The sequence below is a fragment of the Streptomyces montanisoli genome, from assembly GCF_017813245.1.
GTDB lineage: Bacteria > Actinomycetota > Actinomycetes > Streptomycetales > Streptomycetaceae > Streptomyces > Streptomyces montanisoli.
This window is the reverse complement of sequence record NZ_JAGIQL010000054.1, coordinates 20034-38668: the sequence shown is the minus strand read 5'-3', so window position 1 is coordinate 38668 and position 18635 is coordinate 20034. Positions and strand designations below refer to the sequence as shown.

Sequence of the window (18635 nt, the reverse complement as noted above, 5' to 3'; positions counted from 1 at the left end):
AACAAGAGTTCAGTCAAATGCTCTTCCGATCTCGCGGCGGCGCCTGCGGCGAGTCCGCCGCGCAGCAGCGCTCGGCGTGTGGGCGTCGCGAGGGTGGCGGAAGGCGGGATGCGTTCCATGTGGGGGCTCCTGGGGGCGTCATGACGGGACGTGGGGTGCATGGCCATCAGGTGGGGCATGGCCATGGTGGGCCCACGGCGGGCCGGCTGCCAATAGCCGGACGAACTGGCAGTGGTACAGGCCGGTGAAGGACGCCGAGGCAACGGGATCGTCGCAGCTGGGGCGCGGCGCGGAGCGCGGGGGCCGAATCCCGTCGCCATCAAATCGGCGGCGCCCGGGCGGTATTGACGTGGCGGCCGCATGCCGTCGCGCGGTCCGCGGGCGGCCCTCGGCCCGCACGGTGCGCATCGGGACCTCCGTCCGCCGGCACCTCGGCATGCCGACCCGGCCCCGATCATCGGCCGGTCCGCGCGGCGACGGGCGGTATGGGCCCGCCCGCGGCCCCGATGTCGGCGAACTCCACCCGCCCGGCCCAGTAGATCGCTGCCGCGCCGTTCGCCGGGACGGTCATCCTCTCCGCGGCCATCGCGTGGGGCAACGTGCTGCTGCCCGCCCTGATCCGGCGGAGTGTGCCCGCGCACCGCATCCAGGCCGTCAGCGCCCTCTACGGCACGGTCATGGGCGTGGCGGCCGCCGTCTCCTCCGGGATCTCCGCGCCGCTGGCCCACTCCGTGCCGGGCTCCTGGCACACCACTCTCGCCTGGGGCGTCGCCTTCACCGTCGCGGCTTTCCTCGGCTGGCTGCCCCGGCTGCGGGGCGACCGCGCCCAGCCGTCGAGCGGCGTTTCGCACAGCCCGGTCCCCTGGCGGTCGGGGCCGGCATGGCAGGTCAGCATCTTCATGGGCCTGCGGTCCCTGGGCTTCTGCACCGCCGTCGCATGGCTGCCCGGCATCCTGATCCACCGCGGCACGTCCAGCACCACGGCCGGATGGATGCTCTTCCACTGCCAGTCGATCGCCCTGGCGGCCGGCAGCCCCCTGCCCCTGCTCACCCGGGGCCGCCACGACCAGCGATGGACCGCGGTGGGGGCCTCGGTCGTCGTCGCCGGCGGTTTCGCCGTGCTGCTCTCCGCGCCCGCGCTGTCCGTGCTCGCCTGCACGCTGCTCGGTCTCGGCGGTGGCGCCTGCCTCGTCCTCGCACTGACCTTCCAGAGCGAGCGCGCCGCAGGCCACGCGGAAGCAGCCGCGCCGGCCGGCATGGACGCTGCCGATCACGGTCCTGGTCGTCCTCAGCCTCGCCATGGCGAGCGCCGGATACGGCGCGGGACGCAACCGCCGTGTGAGCTCCGCCGGCCGTCGAGCATCACGCGACCAGTCAGGTGCTGGACACCGTCAGGAGCGGTAGGCGCGCTTGGACCTGCGGCTCATCTCCGTGTTCTGGAAGGCCACGCACTCCCAGCGACCCTCCTGGCGGTGCAGTGTGAAGGTCTGGAACTTGTCGAAGCCGATCCGGCTGCCCCTGCCGATGCCGCCGACGGTGGTCACCACCGCCGTGCACGCGTCCGGCATCCGCACGTCGATCGGCTTGACCACCATGCGCGTGCCCTTCTGCCACCGGGTGAACACCTCATGATGTGTCTGCTCGATGGCCGCCCGCCCGAGCATGGCGTCCCCCATGAAGATGACATAGGACGCGTCCTCCGCGAACTGCGCCGCGTAGCGGCTCGCGTCCCCCGCGTCCCAGGCATCCCGGATCCGTCCGAGGAACTCTTCGACCGTGTCCTGTCTCGTGACCGCCATCGTCGCCTCCTGTGCCCGGCCGCCTCACGGCAGCACCGCAATTCGATTCGTTCTCACCGAAACTATTCCAACCGAAACGATTTGCGCAAGCACTACCCATCGCTGTATCGATAAAGCGGCCTGAGGGGGCCGATCACCATGCCCGGACGGGTCGCCCCTCGGGTTCGACGGCGACGTTGGCGTACACGATGCCGAGCAGCCTCCGCAGCTCGGACCGGTCCTCGGCCGTGAGCCCAGCGGTCAGCCGCTCCTCCGACGCGCCCGCGAGCCGGATCAGCTTCTCCAGCTCCCCGCGGCCCGCCTCACGCAGGCGGACCAGTTTCACCCGGGCGTCGGCCGGCGACTCGCGCCGCTCCACCAGGCCCCTCTCGATCAGCAGCGTGAGCAGCCCCACCAGGCGGCTGGCCGGGATGCCGAGCGAGGAGGCGAGCTGCTGCTGGGCGTGCTCCTCGCCGTCACGCAGACCGCGCAGCACGGCGAAGTGCCGCGGAAGCAGGTCCTCGGCGGCCAGCGCCGACTCGAACGCGAGCGCCGCCGCATTGCCCGTGGACGCGATCACGAAGCCGAGTGGCTCGTCCGCCCCGGCGCCTCGCGCGGCAGGTCCTTTCCTCACCCGGGAAACCTAACAGCTGACCGTTCCCACCGAAACGGTCCCGCTCGACGGCGCAGCGGTCACAGCCAGCCGTTGGCCTCCGCTAGCCGGGCCGCCTCCGCGCGGGTCCGCGCCCGGGTCTTGCCGATCGCCGACGACAGGTGGTTGCGCACGGTGCCCTGCGAGAGCCGTAGCGCTCTGGCGATGTCGGCCACGGTGCCGCCCTCGGCGGCGGCGCGCAGCACGTCCGCCTCGCGCGCGGTCAGCGGGCTCGCACCGCCGGCGAGCGCTTCCGCTGCGAGTGCCGGGTCCACGAAGCGCAGGCCTGCGTGGACGCGGCGGATCGCGTCGATCAGCTGTTCCGGCGGCGAGTCTTTGACGACGTACCCGGCCGCGCCCGCGGACATCGCCCGCGCGAGGTAGCCGGGCCGGCTGAAGGTCGTGCAGATGATGGTGCGGCAGCCGGGCAGCGCCCGCTGGAGGTCGGCGGCGACGGCCAGCCCGTCCCGGCCGGGCATCTGCACGTCGAGCAGCGCGATGTCGGGCTCGGTCCGCCGCGCGGCGGGCAGCACCTCGGTGCCGGTGCCGATTTCCGCGACCACGTCGATGTCGGGCTCCAGCCTGAGCACGGACGCCAGGGCGCCCAGTACGAGCGCCTGGTCGTCGGCCAGCAGGACACGGATCATGTCGGCTCGTCCTCCTGGGAAGGTGCGGGGCCGGCCGCCGTGGCCGGCCCGTGGGCGACGACCCGGAACCCGCCGCCGGGGGCAGGCCCGTGTTCGAGTGTGCCCGACACGGCGGCGAGCCGTTCGGTGAGGCCGGTGAGGCCGTTGCCGGCGCTCGCCCCGCCGGTGAAACCGCCGTTGTCGGTGACCTCGACCCAGTCGGGCCCGATGCGGACGGTGCACACTTCGGCGTCGGAGTGGCGCAGCACGTTGGTGACCGCCTCGCGCACGACGTAGCCGAACACCTCGCGCAGCCCGGCGCGCACGGCGTCGGTCCCGGCCGGGAGGTCGGCCCGTACGCCGGCGGCACGCAGCGCCATGCGGGCGCCGGCGAGCTCGCTGTCCAGTGACAGGGTGCGGTAGTTCGAGATGGTGGCGCGCACGTCGGACAGCGCCGTGCGGGCCATGTTCTCCAGCTCGGTGACCTGGCCGACGGCGAGTGCGACGTCTCCCGAGGACTCCAGGATGCGCCGCGTCAGCCCCAGTTTGACGGTCATCGTGGAGAGGCTGTGGCCGAGGACGTCGTGCATGTCCCGGGCGACGCGCTCCCGTTCCTGGTTGACGGCCAGCCTCTTGACCTGCTCCCGCGCGGCCCGCAGGTGACCGATCGTGAAGTTGAGCGCGAAGACGGTGCCGAGCGCCGCGGTCACCCCGACGAGGATGGCCACCTGCGCCCAGGCCACCTCGCCCTGGGCGGCACGCATCCAGACGATCTGACCCAGCACCGTGGCGAGCCCGAGCAGCATCGCACGGCGCAGTGGTAGCAGCATGAGTCCGATGGAGAGGGCGTAGGTCAGATCGGTCAGGTAGTACGGCGACGCGAGGAGCACGGCCGGCGCGGCCCCGAGCAGGAACAGCACGGCCACGATGGTGACGCGTCCCCGCCGCAGCGCCATCGGCCCGTACCAGGGCGCGAGCATGCAGCCGATGCCGTAGCAGGCGACGAGGCCGATCGCGAGCCAGGTGAGCGAGGGAGAGGCTGTGCCGTGCGCAATGTCCTCGGCCCGGGCGATCAGGGTGAGCGAGGCCAGCGCGGTGGCCGCGGCGACGGACGCACGGCCGCGACCGGCGCGCCTGGGGCTGTCCGGCCGATCCTTCCAGAAACTCCAGTCCGGCCATTGGCCGGCGGAGAATTCGTCCGGATCGTGTGCGCCCACGCCGGTCATGGTACCGGCCGCTTTCGCTGCCGCCGTTCGGTTGTCACCCGGCCATGCATGACAGATGACATGGGTGCGACCGCCGCGCCGATGCTGCAATGGGGTCATGTTGCAGGCGAAGAGGACCAAGCTGGCGAACCAGGAGTACGAGCTCACCGAGGACGGCCGGGCGCTGACGACGTTCTCGTTGCCGAGAGGCCGCATCGGCGCGCGGTTCACACTGAACGGGGTCGACTACCTCGTCCGCACGCATCGTTTCAGCGGTGTCTACGAACTGCTCGACGGCGAAGGGAACGCCGTCGCGGCCACGGACCGGGTGCGCCGCGACTGGCACATGACGTGCTCGGGGCGGACCGTCCCGTTCCGGCGGACCGCGGCGGCGGGCCGTGAGCACACCATGATCGGCGACGACGGCGAGCCCGCCGGCACGATCCACTGCTCCGGGCACGTCCACTCCGAGGCGACGGCCGACCTGCCGGGCCTGGAACTCGTGCTCCAGGTCTTCGCGCTCGTCGTCGTGCTGCTGCGCAGGCGGCGCAAGCGGGCGGCCGCGGGCGTCCGGGGGGCCTCGCTCGCGGGCGGCTGACGCGGCGGCCCGGCTCGTCCGCGGTCGGCGTCCGGCCGCCGGACCACCTGCCTCACGGGGAGGGTCTCGCCGGTGGGGCGGGACTCGGCGCGCCGGGAGTTCACGACCCCTCCTCCGGTGCGGCGCACCGGAGGAGGCGGGAGTGGCAAGCCGTGCAGCGCGTCCCGCACGGACGCGCTGACGCTGCCGTCCGGACAGTGGCCGCGCGTCGGGCGTGTCATCCTCGATACCGCTCGGCCACTGCCGAGAACGCGGCCTTGGGTTCCCACTCCATGTCGGGGTAGGTCCGGCCCCGGCGCCCTTCGAGGAGTTTGACGATGCCAAGACCGGCCCGGTCCAGGTCGTCCCTGGGGTCGCCGTCCGGGCGGTGCGGGTAGCCGGGGAGGGCGAACAGGAACACGAACGCGCTGTCCACGCCCTCGGTCTCGAAGATTTCCAGCAGTTCGCCCACGTACGCGGCCTGGCCCGCCTCGTCGCGCTCGTACATGCCGTTCAGCCGCACAGGGGCCTTGGTCTCCGGGTCGTACTCGACCACCTCAAGCACCCGCCCACCGCGGTCCCCCGCGCCGCGGTAGGCCGCGGTCCCGAAGCCGGTGATGGCGAGCGGCTTCGGGCCTCGGGCCAGGGTGCGCACCGCCTCCCGGAACCGATCGGCGACCTCGGCGGAGCGGATCAACTCGAACGTCACCAGGTCGAAGGGGGACCAGTCGACCTGTTCGAACTGGATGGAGGCGTAGGTGAGCCGGCCCTGGAAATGTTCCCGGACCGTGGCCGCGGCGTCGCGGAGGAACGCATTGACGCGCACACCGAGTTCGCGCATCGCTTCGGCCCGCCGCTCTGGCCGGCCCATCAGCTGCTCGACCCGTTCCTCGGGGCTCTCTCCCGGCAGGAACCCGCGGTTCATCACGCTCAGCTCCACCCCGGCGACGAACACGACTGTGGCTCCCCGCCGCCGGAGCCGCTCCGCTCGCGCGGCGCAGTCGCGAAAGAGTGTGAGGATCTGCTCGGGTTCCAGCTCCAGTGGATAGGGCGAGAACCAGACCTCCAGGCCGAGTTCGGCGGCGGCGCCGGCGGCCAGCTCCAGTCGTCGCGGGTCACCGCCGATGATCTGGACCGCGTTGCAGTGGAGGTCGTCGCGGATGATGGCGAGCTCGCGCCGGACGACGGCGAGGTCGAAGTGGTGGCGGGACTGCCGGCCGTGCGCGACGAATCCGGTGTCGTAGGTCATTCCTCTTGCCCGCATGTGACGTCCTCTCTGCCGATCCCGGTCGGGCCGAGGCTGACAGGAAAAGTGCGTGCACGCAAGTTTGCGTGCACGCATCGCGAATGGGAGGCTCGGACCGTGACAACACCACCTTCAGGGCTGCGGGAGCGGAAGAAACAGGCCACGCGCGAGGCGCTACGGGAGGCTGCACTGCGCCTGGCCGTCGAGCGCGGACCCGACCAGGTGCGGGTGGAGGACATCGCAGAAGCGGCCGGGGTCTCGCCGCGCACCTACAACAACTACTTCGCCAGCCGGGAGCAGGCGATCGTCTCCGCTGTGACAGCGGACAGAGAGGCGCGCGTCGCGGCGGCCGTCGCCGTGCGGCCCGCAGGAGTGAGCCTGGCCGACGCCGTCACGGACGCGGTGGTCGAGCAGTACACGGCCACCGGCGAGCACGACCCCAGGGCATTGCTGCTGATCACCACTCGCACCGCGCTGCGCGACGCCTACCTCGATGCCACCGCCGGCATCGCGCCCCCGCTCACGGCGGTGATCGCCGAACGCCTGCATGACACCGGAGAGCACACTGCCCGCGTCCTCGCGGCAAGCGTGGCCGCGGCGGTTCGCATCGCGCTGGAAGGCTGGCTCCAGCCGGCCGGGAACGCGGAGGCCGCCGAGGGACTCGCCGCCGGAGGACTGGTCGTGCCCTCCGGCTCCCTGCCCGACCGGCTCCGCGCGGTGCTGGCCCCGCTGGCCCCCGCGCTCGACGCCGCCGAGCGCCGCACCCGGCCCTGAAGACGACGCCACTGACTCGATACAGGCCCATGCACTCCCCCGGCCATGTGGGCCGTGTCGATGGCCCCCGCAGCCATCCGCTCCAGGAGCGTGGGGACGCGCGCCGGCCGTACATCTGGGCGCCGCGCACGGTGAGTCGTTCGCGTTCGCGCAGTTCCACGGGCCGCCGTTGCTGTCCGCCGGCAGGGCGCCTCCGCCCGCGATGATCGACCCCTCGGGGCCCATCCCGCCGACGACCGCGCCGGCCGCCGGGTCGGGACACCGCACACGCGACCGTCGCTCCGGGCCGCTCCGCCACCGGTGATCGGACCCACGCGAATGACGTGCCGAACAGCGAACTGAGGCCGCCGTCATGCTCGCATGCACATTGGCGGACCATGCGCCCGTTCGAGGGGCTGTTCCGCTGTCCGGCTCGCCGGGCGCGCACATGACCCATGGGAAACGTAGGGTTCCGATTCCTCTCCCGACAACACGATCGTCCTTTCCCGCTTTCCCGCAAGGAGCCGCCATGTCCCAGCCCCGCCAGCAGCAGACGCCGCCGGGTGCCACGTCCGAGATGAAGCCCGAGCCGGACCACGGTGAGGAGAGCTACCGCGGATCGGGACGGCTCGCCGGCAAGAAGACGCTGATCACCGGTGGGGACAGCGGCATCGGACGTGCCGTGGCGATCGCCTACGCCCGGGAGGGAGCAGACGTCCTGGTCTCCTACCTCGACGAGCACGACGACGCGGCCGAGACCCGGCGCTGGGTGGAGGAGGCGGACCGCACCTGCGTGCTGGTGCCCGGCGATGTGGCCGATCCGGCCCATTGCCGCTCGCTCGTCGACCGGGCGGTCGCGGAATTCGGCCGGGTGGACGTCCTGGTCAACAACGCCGGATTCCAGATGACGCGGGAGTCGATCGAGGACATCCCCGACGAGGAGTGGGACCGCACCCTCGCGACGAACATCAGCGCCTTCTTCCACCTGGCCAAGGCGGCCGTCCCCCACATGCGGCCCGGTTCGTCGATCATCGGCACGACGTCGGTGAACTCCGACATCGCGCCGCCCCAGCTCCTCGCCTACAACGTCACCAAGGCCGGCGTCGCGAACATGGCGGCGACGCTGTCCCAGCTGCTGGGCCCGAAGGGCATCCGGGCCAACAGTGTGGCACCTGGCCCGATCTGGACGCCCCTCATTCCCGCCACCATGCCGCCCGAGCAGGTGGAGAGCTTCGGATCCCAGGTCCCGCTCGGACGAGCGGGCCAGCCGGCCGAGCTGGCCCCGGTCTACGTCCTCCTCGCCTCCGACGAGGCAAGCTACGTCTCCGGGGCCCGCATCGCGATCACCGGCGGCCAACCCATCCTGTGAAGCCAAGGGGCGAGTAACGCGCCGGCAGGCCGACGCCCGCTCAAGGACCGGACGTGCCGCCGGCGGACTGGTCCTCTTCCTGCTGTCCGGACTCACCGGCGAGCAGCGGCGAGCGGGTCAGCGCGAGGACAGCGCCGGCGACCACCGCGGCGGCCACCACCGACAAGACGATGAAGATCCCGCCGCGCACCTGCTCGCCGAAGACGAAGACGCCCCAGAGGATGGAGACCACCGGGTCGGACATCGTCAGCCCGGGCTGAGTGGCCAGCAAGCGCCCGGCCTGCATCGCCGACTGCAGGAGGAACATCGAACCGGCGCCGGCCACGACCATGCCGTACACCTGCCAACTCGTGAACAGCGCCACGATGCCCTGCGAGGCAGTGACCGTCATGCCCTTGATCAGTGCGGCGGTGAACCCGAACCCGCACCCGGTGGCCACACCCAGCAGCGCCGCCCTGCGGGCGTCGACCCCGCCGAGCCTGGCCCACACCACCAGGGCCGCGACCACCAGCACGTTCGCGCCTGCCGCCAGCACCCACACCAGCCCGCTGACAGCCGTGGTGGAGCCCTGGGACGGGGACAGGAAGTACAGCAGGCCGGCCAGGCCCGCGGCCATCACCCCGGACGCACCCCACTCCCGGCGCCCCAGCCGGCTCTTGAAGACCCGCGCGGACAGGACGAGCGTGAGGGGCAGCTCCAGCACGAGCACCGGCTCCACCACCGCGAGGCTGCCGCTGCCCAGCGCCACGGCCTGCAACAGGAAGCCGGCGATGATCGACAGGATGCCGAACAGCCACACCGGCCGGTGCAGCAACTGCCACACCAACCGCCAGCTGAGACTCTCGCTTGCGGGGCGGTCACGAGCGGCCTTGCGCTGCAGCACAGAAGACGTGGCATTGGCCACCGCGGCCAGGACGGCGAGCAGCACGCTCAGCATGATCGGCGACACCACCGCACGCCGGGTGAACGCGTCTCCGGCGCCGCGCAGCACCGGCACGCCCGACATGCGGACGTCACCGGCCGCGCATCGGCCCACGGACCGGAAGTCACCGACACGCGGGCGGACCCCCTTCCGGCAAGCGCGCTGGGCCTGAGCGTACGACCACCTCTGAGTGGGTCCAGTACACGAGTCCCGTCAGGAACACGCAACCGGACGATGCCGACGGCCTCGCCACCCGCACCACCGGCAGACCGGAGAAGCACCGGCATCCCCTAACTCTTAGCGAGGTCGTGCCGGTCAACGCTACCGCTCGCCCGCGAGGTCGAGATCGTCGCTGTGCGGCTCGCCGACGACCTCCACAGGCTGAGGACGCCGCCACGGGTGCGCGATCGGCTGGGACACCGCACGCCACCACGGCTCCACCGGCAGCTTCCCCGCCGGCTCGAACGGCTCGCCCGGCCGCGGGAACGCCACTGCCTGGCCGGCCTCCGCGGCCGCGTCCTTCGTCCACTCCCCCGGCTCCGCCCACGCGTGCGGCGCCAGGTTGAACGTCCCCCAGTGGATCGGCATCAGCACACCACCCGGGGCGCCGCCCTGTAGGTCGAGGTGGGCGCGCAGGGCCTCGTCGGGCGTCATGTGGATGTCGGGCCAGTACTCCGAGTACGCGCCCAGCTGGATCATCGTGGCGTCGAACGGGCCGTGTGCCGCGCCGATGTCGCGGAAGCCCGTGAAGTAGCCGGTGTCGCCGCTGTGGTAGATGCGGTGCTCGGGGCCCGCGACGGCCCAGGACGCCCAGAGGGTGTGCTGCTTGTTGCGGATGCCCCTGCCGCAGAAGTGGCGGGCCGGTGTGGCCGTCAGCCGGACGCCGGCGACCTCGGTGGACTCGTGCCAGTCGAGTTCGCGCAGCCTGGACGGTGCGACGCCCCAGTGCTCCAGGTGGGCGCCCACGCCGAGGGGGAGGGCGAAGACCGTGTCCGTGGCGGCGAGTGCCTTGATGGTGTCCATGTCCAGGTGGTCGTAGTGGTCGTGCGAGATCACCACCACGTCCACGGGCCCGAGCGAGGCGAGCGGTACCGGCACCGGGTGGAGCCGCTTCGGGCCCGCGAAGGCGAACGGCGAACACCGCTCGCCCCACACCGGGTCGAACAGGACCCGCGCGCCGTCGATCTCGGCGAGCACGCTGGAGTGCCCCATCCACGTCAGCCGGAGCCCGTCGGCCGGCGGCTTCGCGATGTCGGCGAGTGTGGTGGCGTGGACGGGCACGGTGCCGTTCGGCGCGCGCCTGGCCCGCGCCTCCTTCTCGAAGTACGCCCTCGCGTACTCGAGCGGTGACCCCGAGGGCCTGGTGCGCGCCGTTCCGTCCGGGTTCCTGAACGTGCCGTCGGCGAAGTGCGGCGAGCGGTGGATGCGCGCGAGGCGCTCCCCCGTCGCGTCCGCGCCGAAGGCGCCGGGGCGGTAGCCGCGCAGTCGCGCGCGGAGGGAGCGGGGCGAGCCGGTGGCCGGCACGGGGCTTGCTGGGCTTACGGAGTTCTCCACAGCCGCTGAACGTCTGCGGGGCTCCTGGGATTCCCGGCGTGCGAGGTACGCGCCGAGGATCCTCGGGGCGGGGTGAGTAGGGTGTCGGGATTCGCCGTTCAGACGACGTCGTTCGCGGGTTCACCGCGGGGCGTCAGCATGCCGGGACGGGGCACCGACGCGAAGGGGAGACTGTGGCGGACCAGCGGAGCGACGACGGACCCGGCCGGGCGGCGCACGACGTCCTGGTCGTCGGCGGAAGCGGCGTGGACACGGTGGTCCGGGTCGACTCGCTGCCCGTGCCGCTGGCCGACTCGGTGGACGTGAGCGCGATACACGAGTGGCCCGGCCACACCGGTGGCAACGTCGCCCTCGGCTGCCGGGCGCTCGGTCTTGCCGTCAAGTTCCTCGACTTCGTCGGCGACGACTGGACGGGTGAGCAGGTGCGTCTGCGGCTCGCCGAGGGGGACGTGGACTTCGAGGCGCTGATCTCGCCCGCGGGCACGCGGCGTGCGGTGAACCTGGTGGAGCGCACGGGGCGGCGCATGTCGTTCCGTGACAGCCGCGACCCGGCGGGCCTGCGGATGCCGCCGTCCTTCTACCGCCCGCACCTGCGTGCGGCCCGCCACGTGCACCTGTCGGTCGTGGACTTCGCCCGCCATCTCTTCGACGACATCGAGGAATCGGGCGTCCCCGTCTCCACCGACCTGCACGACTGGGACGGACTGACCGAGCCGCAGCGTGAGTTCGCCCTCCGCGCCGACCTGGTGTTCCTGAGCGCCACCGGCGCGGGCGGACGGATCGCGTCGGTGATGAAGGAGATCCTGCGGGAGGGCCGCGCGGAGGCGGTCGTCGCGACGGCGGGCGCGGGCGGCTCGTACCTGATGACCCGGCAGGGCAGCCGCACGCCGCGGCCCGTCGCCGCGACGGTGCCGCCGGGCCCTGTGGTGGACTCCAACGGCGCGGGGGACGCGTACGTCTGCGGTTTCCTCTACGGACGGCTCTCCGGCCGTGACCTCGAGGAGAGCGCGGCCCTCGGCGCGCGGGCCGGCGCCTACGCCTGTACGGGCCAGGGGCCCTCGGCCCTGATCGGCCGCGACGACCTGCTGGCCGGCGCGCGCTGACGTGCCGCGCGCCGGGCAGGATGCGTCAGATCGTCACGCCGTGGGACTGGAGGAACGCCATCGGGTCGATGTCCGAGCCGTAGTCGGGGCCGGTGCGGATCTCGAAGTGGAGGTGCGGCCCGGTCACGTTGCCGGTGGCGCCCGACAGGCCGATCTGCTCGCCCTCGGTGACGGTCTGGCCCGCTGACACGGACAGGGACGACAGGTGGCCGTACTGCGAGTAGTGGCCGTCGGCGTGCCGGATGACGACCTGGTTGCCGTACGAGCCGCCCCAGCCCGCCGTGACGACGGTGCCGGCGGCGACGGCGTGCACCGGCGTGCCGCTGTCGACGAGGAAGTCCGTGCCGGTGTGGTATCCGCTCGACCACATGGAGCCCGCGGCGTGGTACGGGGTGCCGATGGGTGCCTTGCCCGCCGGGAGCATCCAGCCGGTGCCGGTGGTCGCGGATGCCTGGTGCGCCGAAGTCTGGTGCGCGGAGGTCCCCGTGGCGGCGGTTCCCGCCGGGCCGGCCGCGGAGTCGAGGCGGAGCCTCTCGCCCGGGTGGATAAGCGACGGGTCGGCGCCGACCACGTCCTTGTTGGCCCGGTAGAGGGCCTTCCAGCCGCCGCTGATGTGGTGGTGTGCGGCGATCGCGGCCAGTGTGTCGCCCTTGGCGACGGTGTAGGTGGACGTGGCCGCCGCGGTGGTCGCGGCCTTGGCGGCGGGCGCGGTGTGTTCCGCCGCGCCGGCGCTCGTGGCTCCGAGCAGCGGCAGGACGACGGCGGCCCCGCCCGTGCCGACGGCCGTGAGGCCGCGGGTCAGTGAGCGGTTCCTGGGACGGCGGTGCTTACCCCGTGCGGGCATGGCGCTTTCCTCTCCGGCGCCTGCGAGGTGAGCTGTCGGGTTCGGGCTGGAGTTGCCCGGCCGCGCCGTGGCGCGGCTTCACCCCGAGCCGTCCGTGCGGACGCGTGCGGACACACGTGCGCGCCGGTGACGGCGTACTGCCTGGGTCCCCCGCTCCTGCCGTGCGTGGGTGATGTGAGGTGTGTTCGCCGGGCGGCGGCAGGATTCGGCGTTCCGCCCGGACTGCCGTGACGGTAGGGCGAGCGGCGCACACCGGACAAGGCCCGCGTGCCGTTCGGCCTCCCGTGACACCACCGGCGACCACCACTCCCGGTGACTCTGCGTCGCCGGCGGGCGGTGGTTCCCCGTGCCCCCATGGACGGTGGGCACTCGCGCTCCGCCACGGTGTGTCACGGTTATGATCCTGCTCACGGACGGCCGGGCCACCCTCCGCCCACCCGGGGCGTGTTGGGGCAATAGCCCCATTGCCGACAACTCGCTCGCGGCGTCGATGCCCTAGGGTGCGTGGGGAGAAGCCGTATCGGCGTCCGCACCGGTACCGACCACGGAGGAGTACCCGTGACGCAGGAGTCGCAGCACGTCCCTTCGGCCGAGACCGAGAGGGGGGACGGGCACGCGGCCGAGCCGGAGCTGACCGGTGTGCGCAACTTCCGCGACGTCGGGGGTCTCCCGGCGGCGGACGGCAGGCAGGTGCGGCGGGGAGTCCTCTTCCGCAGCGGGCACCTGGCGGGCGCCACCGCGCAGGACGCGGTCTTCCTGTCGTCGCTCGGCCTGCACACCGTCTTCGACTTCCGCAACGCGGCGGACCGCAAGCTCGACGGCCCCGACATCGAGCTGCCGGGCGTGCGCAACGTGAACATCCCGCTCAACGACCCGGCTGAGGGTGCCGAGTTCTGGAAGCTCGTCCGCCACGGCGACGTCGATCAGCTGCGGTCGATCCTCGCGGACGGCAAGGCCGGCGCCCGCATGGCCGACTCGTACCGCAGGATCGTCGTCGAGCGCACCGCGGAGGTGGGCCGCGTGCTGCGCACCGTCGCGGACGGCGGTGTGCCGGTGCTGGTGCACTGCGCCGCCGGCAAGGACAGGGCCGGTGTCACGACGGCGGTCGTCCTGCTGGCGCTCGGCGTGGGGCACGAGGCGATCGAGGAGGACTACCTCAAGTCGAACGCGGCCCATCGGCGCTACCAGGTGCGGCGCGACGAGAACGCGGGCGGCGGCCGCTCCGCCGAGGTGCTCGAACTGCTCGGCCCCCTGTTCGGCGCACGCGTCGAGTACCTGCGGACGGCCTTCACGGCGATCGAGGAGCACTGGGGCGGCACCGACCGCTATCTCGCCGAGGGCCTCGGCCTCACGCCCGCCGCGCGCGAGAGCATGCGCGCGCGGCTGCTGACCGTGTGACCCCACCCGGACCGGTGCTCCCGCCCCGGGCCTGTGCTCCCGCCCCGGGGCAAGTGCGGCAGGACCGGAGCAAGTGCGGCAGGACCGGGGCGGGCACCACGCTCCGGGACGACGTCAGCGGTTCGCGACCGCCTGCTTCACCAGGGTCTTGCCGAAGTCCCACATCAGCCCGCCACCGCCGTGCGCGTCGTCCATGACGGCGGTGAAGGCGTCCACGAACCGGTCGACCTCGCGCTCGCCGATGGTGAGCGGCGGGATCAGCTTGATCACTTCGAGGAAGTCGCCGGAGACCTGCGTGAGGATCCGGTGCTTCTGCAGCAGCGGCACGACCACCATCTGCGCGAACAGGCCCTTGCGTGCCGCCTGGAGCATGGTCCAGCGGCTGCGCAGCTTGAGCGAGCTCGGTCTGCCGAACTCGATGCCGATCATCAGGCCGCGGCCGCGCACGTCGTGCAGCAGCTCGTACTTCGGGATGAGGTCCGTCAGGCGCTGCCTGAGCAGGTCGCCGGTGGTGCGCGCGTTCTCGACGATCTTGTCGTCCTCCATCACGGAGAGGACGGCGAGCCCGGCCGCCATGGCCTGCGCGTTGGACCCGAAGCTCGCCGAGTGGACCAGCACCCGGTCCATCGACGAGTAGACCTTCTTGAAGATCCAGTCCTTGCCGAGGGTCGCGCTCACCGGCACGTACCCGCCGGACAGTGCCTTCGCGACGCAGACGAGGTCGGGCTCGACGCCCGCCTCGTGCTGGTACGCGTAGAAGGTGCCGGTCCTGCCCATGCCGGTCTGCACCTCGTCGGCGATCAGCAGGGCCTTGTGCCGGTGCAGCAGGTCCTGGGCGGCGCGCAGGAAGCCGGGCGGTGTCCCGTGGACGCCCTTGCCCTGGATCGGCTCCACGACGAAGCCGGCGACGTCGCCCTTCTTGAGCTCCCTCTCCAGCGCGTCGAGGTCGCCCAGCGGGATCGCGGTGTCCGGCAGCAGCGGCGCGAAGCCGTCCCTGAAGCTGTCCTCGCCGTTGACGGAGAGTGAGCCCGTCGTCAGGCCGTGGAAGGCGTGCGAGGCGTACAGGACGCGCTTCTTGCCGGTGGCGTACCGGGCGAACTTGAGGGCGGTCTCCACCGCCTCGGTGCCGCTGTTGCCGAAGAACACGCGGTCGAGGTGGGGGCTGTGGGTGAGCAGCTTCTCCGCGAGCAGGCCGGGCAGCGGCTGGCAGTCGAAGCGGGTGAGGTCCGCGAGGGAGGCGTCGAGGACGTCGTGGAGTGCCTTGCGCACCACGGTGTGGTGCCTGCCGAGGCCCATGACGCCGAAGCCGGCCAGCATGTCCAGGTAGTCGTTGCCGTCCGCGTCCCAGAAGTAGGCGCCCTCGGCGCGCTCGTAGAACTTGTCGAAGCCGATGGTGTGCAGCATGCGGGGCAGCTGCGGGTTGACGTACTTCGCGTGCAGTTCGTAGCGCTCCGCGCCCCGCTCGGCGAGCAGTTGGGCCAGGTCGAAGCCCTTGGGCTCCCTGAGCTCCTTCGGCTCGTTCAGTTCGGCGGGCCCCTCGGCGCCGGTGGGGTGGGTCATTCCGCATTCTCCTTGCGTGCCAGGGCGGCACTGATACGTCCCGCGATCTCCACCGGGGTGAGACCGATGTCGGCGAGCAGCTCCGAGCGTTTCGCGTGGGCGAGGAACTGCTCGGGGATGCCGAAGGTGCGCACCGGCACATCGATTCCGGCGTCGCGCAGCGACTGGGCGACGGCCCAGCCGACGCCGCCCGTGCGGCTGTTGTCCTCCACGACCGCGACCAGCCGGTGGCGCGCGGCGAGCGGCGCGAGGTGCTCGTCCAGCGGCTTGACCCAGCGCGGGTCGACGACGGTGCAGTGGATGCCGCGTGCTTCGAGCAGCTCCGCGGTGTGCAGGCAGACGGGTGCCATCACCCCGGCAGACACGAGCAGCACCTCGGTGTCCCCGCCGCCGTGCAGGACGTCCATCCCGCCGATGCGGGCGAGGGCGGGGACGGGCTCGCCCACCGACTCCTTCGGGAAGCGCACCACGGTGGGCGCGTCGTCCACCTCGACGGCCTCGCGCAGCTGGGCGCGCAGCTGGTCGGCGTCGCGGGGGGCCGCGAGCCTGAGGCCGGGCACGACCTGCAGCATCGACATGTCCCACATGCCGTTGTGCGAGGGGCCGTCGCTGCCGGTGACACCGGCGCGGTCGAGGACGAAGGTGACACCGCAGCGGTGCAGCGCCACGTCCATCAGCACCTGGTCGAAGGCGCGGTTGAGGAACGTCGCGTACAGGGCGACGACCGGGTGCAGGCCCGCGGTGGCGAGTCCGGCGGCCGAGGTGGCGGCGTGCTGCTCGGCGATGCCGACGTCCCAGACACGGTCGGGGAAGCGCTCGGCGAACTTCGTGAGGCCGACGGGGTGCAGCATGGCCGCGGTGATGGCGACGACGTCGGGGCGCTCCTCACCGATGGCGACGATCTCGTCGGCGAAGACGGATGTCCACGACGGGAGGCTGGGCGCGAGCGGCTCGCAGGTGAGGGGGTCCATCGCGCCGACGGTGTGAAAGTGGTCCGCCTCGTCCTGAAGGGCCGGCGGGTAGCCGCGGCCCTTCTCGGTCAGGCAGTGCACGAGGACGGGTCCTGTGAAGCGCTTGGCGCGCTGGAGTGCGGCCTCGACGGCGGGCTCGTCGTGGCCGTCGATGGGCCCGAGGTACTTGATGCCGAGGTCCTCGAACATGCCCTGCGGCTGGAAGGCGTCCTTGAACCCCTTCTTGGCGCCGTGCAGCGAATCGTAGAGCGGCCTGCCGACGACCGGTGTGCCCCGCAGGACGCCCTTGCCCCAGGCGAGGGCGCGCTCGTAGCCGTCGGTGATGCGCAGGGTGGCGAGGTGGGCGGCGAGGCCGCCGATGGTGGGACCGTAGCTGCGCTCGTTGTCGTTGACGACGATGATGAGCGGCCTGTCCTTGGCCGCGGCGATGTTGTTGAGCGCCTCCCAGGCCATGCCGCCGGTCAGCGCACCGTCGCCGATGACGGCGACGACGTGGGCGTCGCTGCCCCGCACCTGGCCCGCTTTGGCGAGACCGTCCGCCCAGCCGAGGACGGTGGAGGCGTGCGAGTTCTCGATGACGTCGTGTTCCGACTCGGCGCGTGACGGGTAGCCGGAGAGGCCGCCCTTGCCGCGCAGTTTCGAGAAGTCCTGCCGCCCGGTGAGGAGTTTGTGCACGTAGCTCTGGTGCCCGGTGTCCCACAGGACGCGGTCGACGGGCGAGTCGAAGACCCGGTGCAGGGCGATGGCCAGCTCGACCACACCGAGGTTGGGTCCGAGGTGGCCGCCGGTTCTTGCCACCGCCTGGATGAGGAACTCCCTGATGTCCTCGGCGAGTTCGTCGAGCTCGTGCTCGCTCAGCGCCTTGAGATCGCGTGGCCCCCGGATGTTCTCAAGGATCGACACGCTCGGCCCCCTCTCGGATCGTTCCACCGTCGCACGGGCGACGGGTGCCCCGGAAGGCACCCGGTATTCGGCCAGGCGATGTCTCAGAAGCTGTTGTCCTGCCCCCTGCGGGGCCGGGAGCACCGCGGTGTGCGGTGCTCCCGGCGGCCGGCGTCATCGGGTTCCGGCGACCGTCTCACGCGCCGCGCGGATGGTCTCCTTGAGGGAGCCCATGGTGGCGAGGACGGCGGTCGGCTCGTAGCCGCAGTGCGCCATGCAGTTGTCGCACCGCGCGTCCTTGCCCCGCCCGTACTTGCTCCAGTCGGTCTCCTCGATGAGCTGCTTGTACGTCGGCACGTAGCCGTCGCTCATCAGGTAGCACGGCCGCTGCCAGCCGAACAGGGAGTAGTTGGGGATGGCCCACGCCGTGCAGGGGAAGTCGGCCTTGCCCTCGAGGAAGTCCAGGAAGAGCGGGGAGTGGTTGAGCCTCCAGCGGGCCCGGTTGCCGCCGCCGAACGCCTTCTTGAACAGCTCGCGCGTCTGCGTCACACCGAGGAAGTGGTCCTGGTCGGGGGCCTTCTCGTAGGCGTAGGCGGGCGAGATCATCATCTCGTCGACCTTCAGGTCGTCGTTGAGGTAGTTGAGCACCTCGATGATGTTCTGCGGGGTGTCCGTGTTGAAGAACGTGGAGTTGGTGGTCACCCGGAAGCCGCGACGCTTGGCCTCCTTGATGGCCTCCACCGCCTCGTCGAACACACCCTCCTTCGCCACCGACTCGTCGTGGCGCTCGCGCATGCCGTCGATGTGGACGGTGAACGCGAAGTAGGGCGACGGCGTGAACTTTTCCATCTTCTTGCGCAGCAGCATGGCGTTGGTGCACAGGAAGACGTACTTGCGCTTGGCGACGAGCTGGCGCACGATCTCGTCGATCTGCGGGTGCATCAGCGGCTCGCCGCCCGCGATGGAGACCATCGGCGCGCCGGACTCCAGCACGGCGCCGACCGCCTGGGCGACCGGCATGCGCTGCTTGAGCACGCCCGCGGGGTGCTGGATCTTGCCGCAGCCCTCACACTTCAGATTGCATGCGAACAGCGGCTCCAACTCGACGATGAGCGGGAACTTCTCCCGCTTGCGGAGCTTCTGTTCGGCAAGGTACGTCCCGACCCTGATGGTCTGTCGGAGCGGCATAGCCATC

At 71.8% G+C, this 18635-nt stretch carries 16 protein-coding genes, 1 pseudogene and 1 riboswitch; of the genes and pseudogenes, 6 read left to right on the top strand and 11 right to left on the bottom strand.

Translation table 11 applies throughout. The features are described 5' to 3' along the window. Positions 1 to 599: 599 nt before the first annotated feature. A pseudogene (locus JFN87_RS34530) lies at positions 600 to 1169 on the top strand (MFS transporter); the annotation flags it as partial. Between the two features lie 222 nt (positions 1170 to 1391). On the opposite strand, the gene JFN87_RS15520 reads toward JFN87_RS34530, so the two are convergent. The 4 genes from JFN87_RS15520 to JFN87_RS15505 all read right to left on the bottom strand — a co-directional run bounded on the left by JFN87_RS15520 (position 1392) and on the right by JFN87_RS15505 (position 4282). After that, positions 1392 to 1799, bottom strand: a complete 408-nt coding sequence (locus tag JFN87_RS15520; protein ID WP_209340641.1) for an SgcJ/EcaC family oxidoreductase — start codon at positions 1797 to 1799, stop codon at positions 1392 to 1394. Positions 1800 to 1932: 133 nt separating this feature from the next. Then, the gene (locus JFN87_RS15515; RefSeq protein ID WP_209340640.1) at positions 1933 to 2412 is read right to left on the bottom strand and encodes a MarR family winged helix-turn-helix transcriptional regulator; all 480 of its coding nucleotides are present in this window, start codon (positions 2410 to 2412) and stop codon (positions 1933 to 1935) included. A gap of 59 nt (positions 2413 to 2471) precedes the next feature. After that, positions 2472 to 3077 (bottom strand): response regulator transcription factor, encoded by a 606-nt coding sequence (locus tag JFN87_RS15510; protein ID WP_209340639.1) that lies wholly within the window; start codon positions 3075 to 3077, stop codon positions 2472 to 2474. Then, positions 3074 to 4282, bottom strand: a complete 1209-nt coding sequence (locus JFN87_RS15505) for a sensor histidine kinase (RefSeq protein WP_209340638.1) — start codon at positions 4280 to 4282, stop codon at positions 3074 to 3076. Before JFN87_RS15505 ends, JFN87_RS15510 begins: the two co-directional genes overlap by 4 nt. 97 nt (positions 4283 to 4379) lie before the next feature. On the opposite strand from JFN87_RS15505, the gene JFN87_RS15500 reads away from it, so the two are divergent. Continuing rightward, positions 4380 to 4859, top strand: coding sequence for a hypothetical protein (locus JFN87_RS15500; protein ID WP_209340637.1), 480 nt, complete (start codon positions 4380 to 4382; stop codon positions 4857 to 4859). Between the two features lie 217 nt (positions 4860 to 5076). On the opposite strand, the gene JFN87_RS15495 is transcribed toward JFN87_RS15500, so the two are convergent. After that, positions 5077 to 6087: a hypothetical protein gene (locus JFN87_RS15495; RefSeq protein ID WP_209340647.1), complete on the bottom strand. Its 1011-nt coding sequence runs from the start codon at positions 6085 to 6087 to the stop codon at positions 5077 to 5079. A gap of 114 nt (positions 6088 to 6201) precedes the next feature. Here JFN87_RS15495 and JFN87_RS15490 point away from each other — a divergent pair, with 114 nt between their 5' ends. Together JFN87_RS15490 and JFN87_RS15485 are read left to right on the top strand one after the other, a co-directional pair. Next, a complete protein-coding gene (locus JFN87_RS15490; RefSeq protein WP_209340636.1) occupies positions 6202 to 6858 on the top strand; it encodes a TetR/AcrR family transcriptional regulator in 657 nt (218 codons plus the stop codon). Between the two features lie 508 nt (positions 6859 to 7366). Next, entirely contained in the window at positions 7367 to 8206 is an 840-nt protein-coding gene (locus tag JFN87_RS15485) for an SDR family oxidoreductase (RefSeq protein ID WP_209340635.1), read from the top strand. 40 nt (positions 8207 to 8246) lie between these two features. Here JFN87_RS15485 and JFN87_RS15480 read toward each other — a convergent pair whose 3' ends face one another. Together JFN87_RS15480 and JFN87_RS15475 are read right to left on the bottom strand one after the other, a co-directional pair. Then, positions 8247 to 9212, bottom strand: coding sequence for a DMT family transporter (locus JFN87_RS15480; protein ID WP_209340634.1), 966 nt, complete (start codon positions 9210 to 9212; stop codon positions 8247 to 8249). Between the two features lie 237 nt (positions 9213 to 9449). Further along, complete coding sequence (locus JFN87_RS15475; protein ID WP_209340646.1) at positions 9450 to 10652, bottom strand: MBL fold metallo-hydrolase; 1203 nt, start codon at positions 10650 to 10652, stop codon at positions 9450 to 9452. A gap of 203 nt (positions 10653 to 10855) precedes the next feature. Here JFN87_RS15475 and JFN87_RS15470 point away from each other — a divergent pair, with 203 nt between their 5' ends. Then, positions 10856 to 11785 (top strand): carbohydrate kinase family protein, encoded by a 930-nt coding sequence (locus tag JFN87_RS15470; RefSeq protein ID WP_307865463.1) that lies wholly within the window; start codon positions 10856 to 10858, stop codon positions 11783 to 11785. A gap of 25 nt (positions 11786 to 11810) precedes the next feature. On the opposite strand, the gene JFN87_RS15465 is transcribed toward JFN87_RS15470, so the two are convergent. Then, on the bottom strand, positions 11811 to 12629 hold the full coding sequence (locus JFN87_RS15465; protein WP_209340633.1) for a LysM peptidoglycan-binding domain-containing M23 family metallopeptidase: 819 nt from the start codon (positions 12627 to 12629) through the stop codon (positions 11811 to 11813). A gap of 2 nt (positions 12630 to 12631) precedes the next feature. After that, positions 12632 to 12811: riboswitch (cyclic di-AMP (ydaO/yuaA leader) on the bottom strand. A 376-nt stretch (positions 12812 to 13187) separates the two neighbouring features. On the opposite strand from JFN87_RS15465, the gene JFN87_RS15460 reads away from it, so the two are divergent. Next, positions 13188 to 14027 carry a tyrosine-protein phosphatase gene (locus JFN87_RS15460; protein ID WP_209340632.1) on the top strand — a complete coding sequence of 280 codons (840 nt, stop codon included), beginning with the start codon at positions 13188 to 13190 and terminating at the stop codon, positions 14025 to 14027. A 114-nt stretch (positions 14028 to 14141) separates the two neighbouring features. Here JFN87_RS15460 and JFN87_RS15455 read toward each other — a convergent pair whose 3' ends face one another. The 3 genes from JFN87_RS15455 to hpnH all read right to left on the bottom strand — a co-directional run bounded on the left by JFN87_RS15455 (position 14142) and on the right by hpnH (position 18634). Beyond that, positions 14142 to 15587: an aspartate aminotransferase family protein gene (locus JFN87_RS15455; protein ID WP_209340631.1), complete on the bottom strand. Its 1446-nt coding sequence runs from the start codon at positions 15585 to 15587 to the stop codon at positions 14142 to 14144. Continuing rightward, positions 15584 to 17461 (bottom strand): 1-deoxy-D-xylulose-5-phosphate synthase, encoded by a 1878-nt coding sequence (dxs, locus tag JFN87_RS15450; RefSeq protein ID WP_209340630.1) that lies wholly within the window; start codon positions 17459 to 17461, stop codon positions 15584 to 15586. Before dxs ends, JFN87_RS15455 begins: the two co-directional genes overlap by 4 nt. 153 nt (positions 17462 to 17614) lie before the next feature. Continuing rightward, complete coding sequence (hpnH, locus tag JFN87_RS15445) at positions 17615 to 18634, bottom strand: adenosyl-hopene transferase HpnH (protein WP_209340629.1); 1020 nt, start codon at positions 18632 to 18634, stop codon at positions 17615 to 17617. Position 18635: the final 1 nt, after the last annotated feature.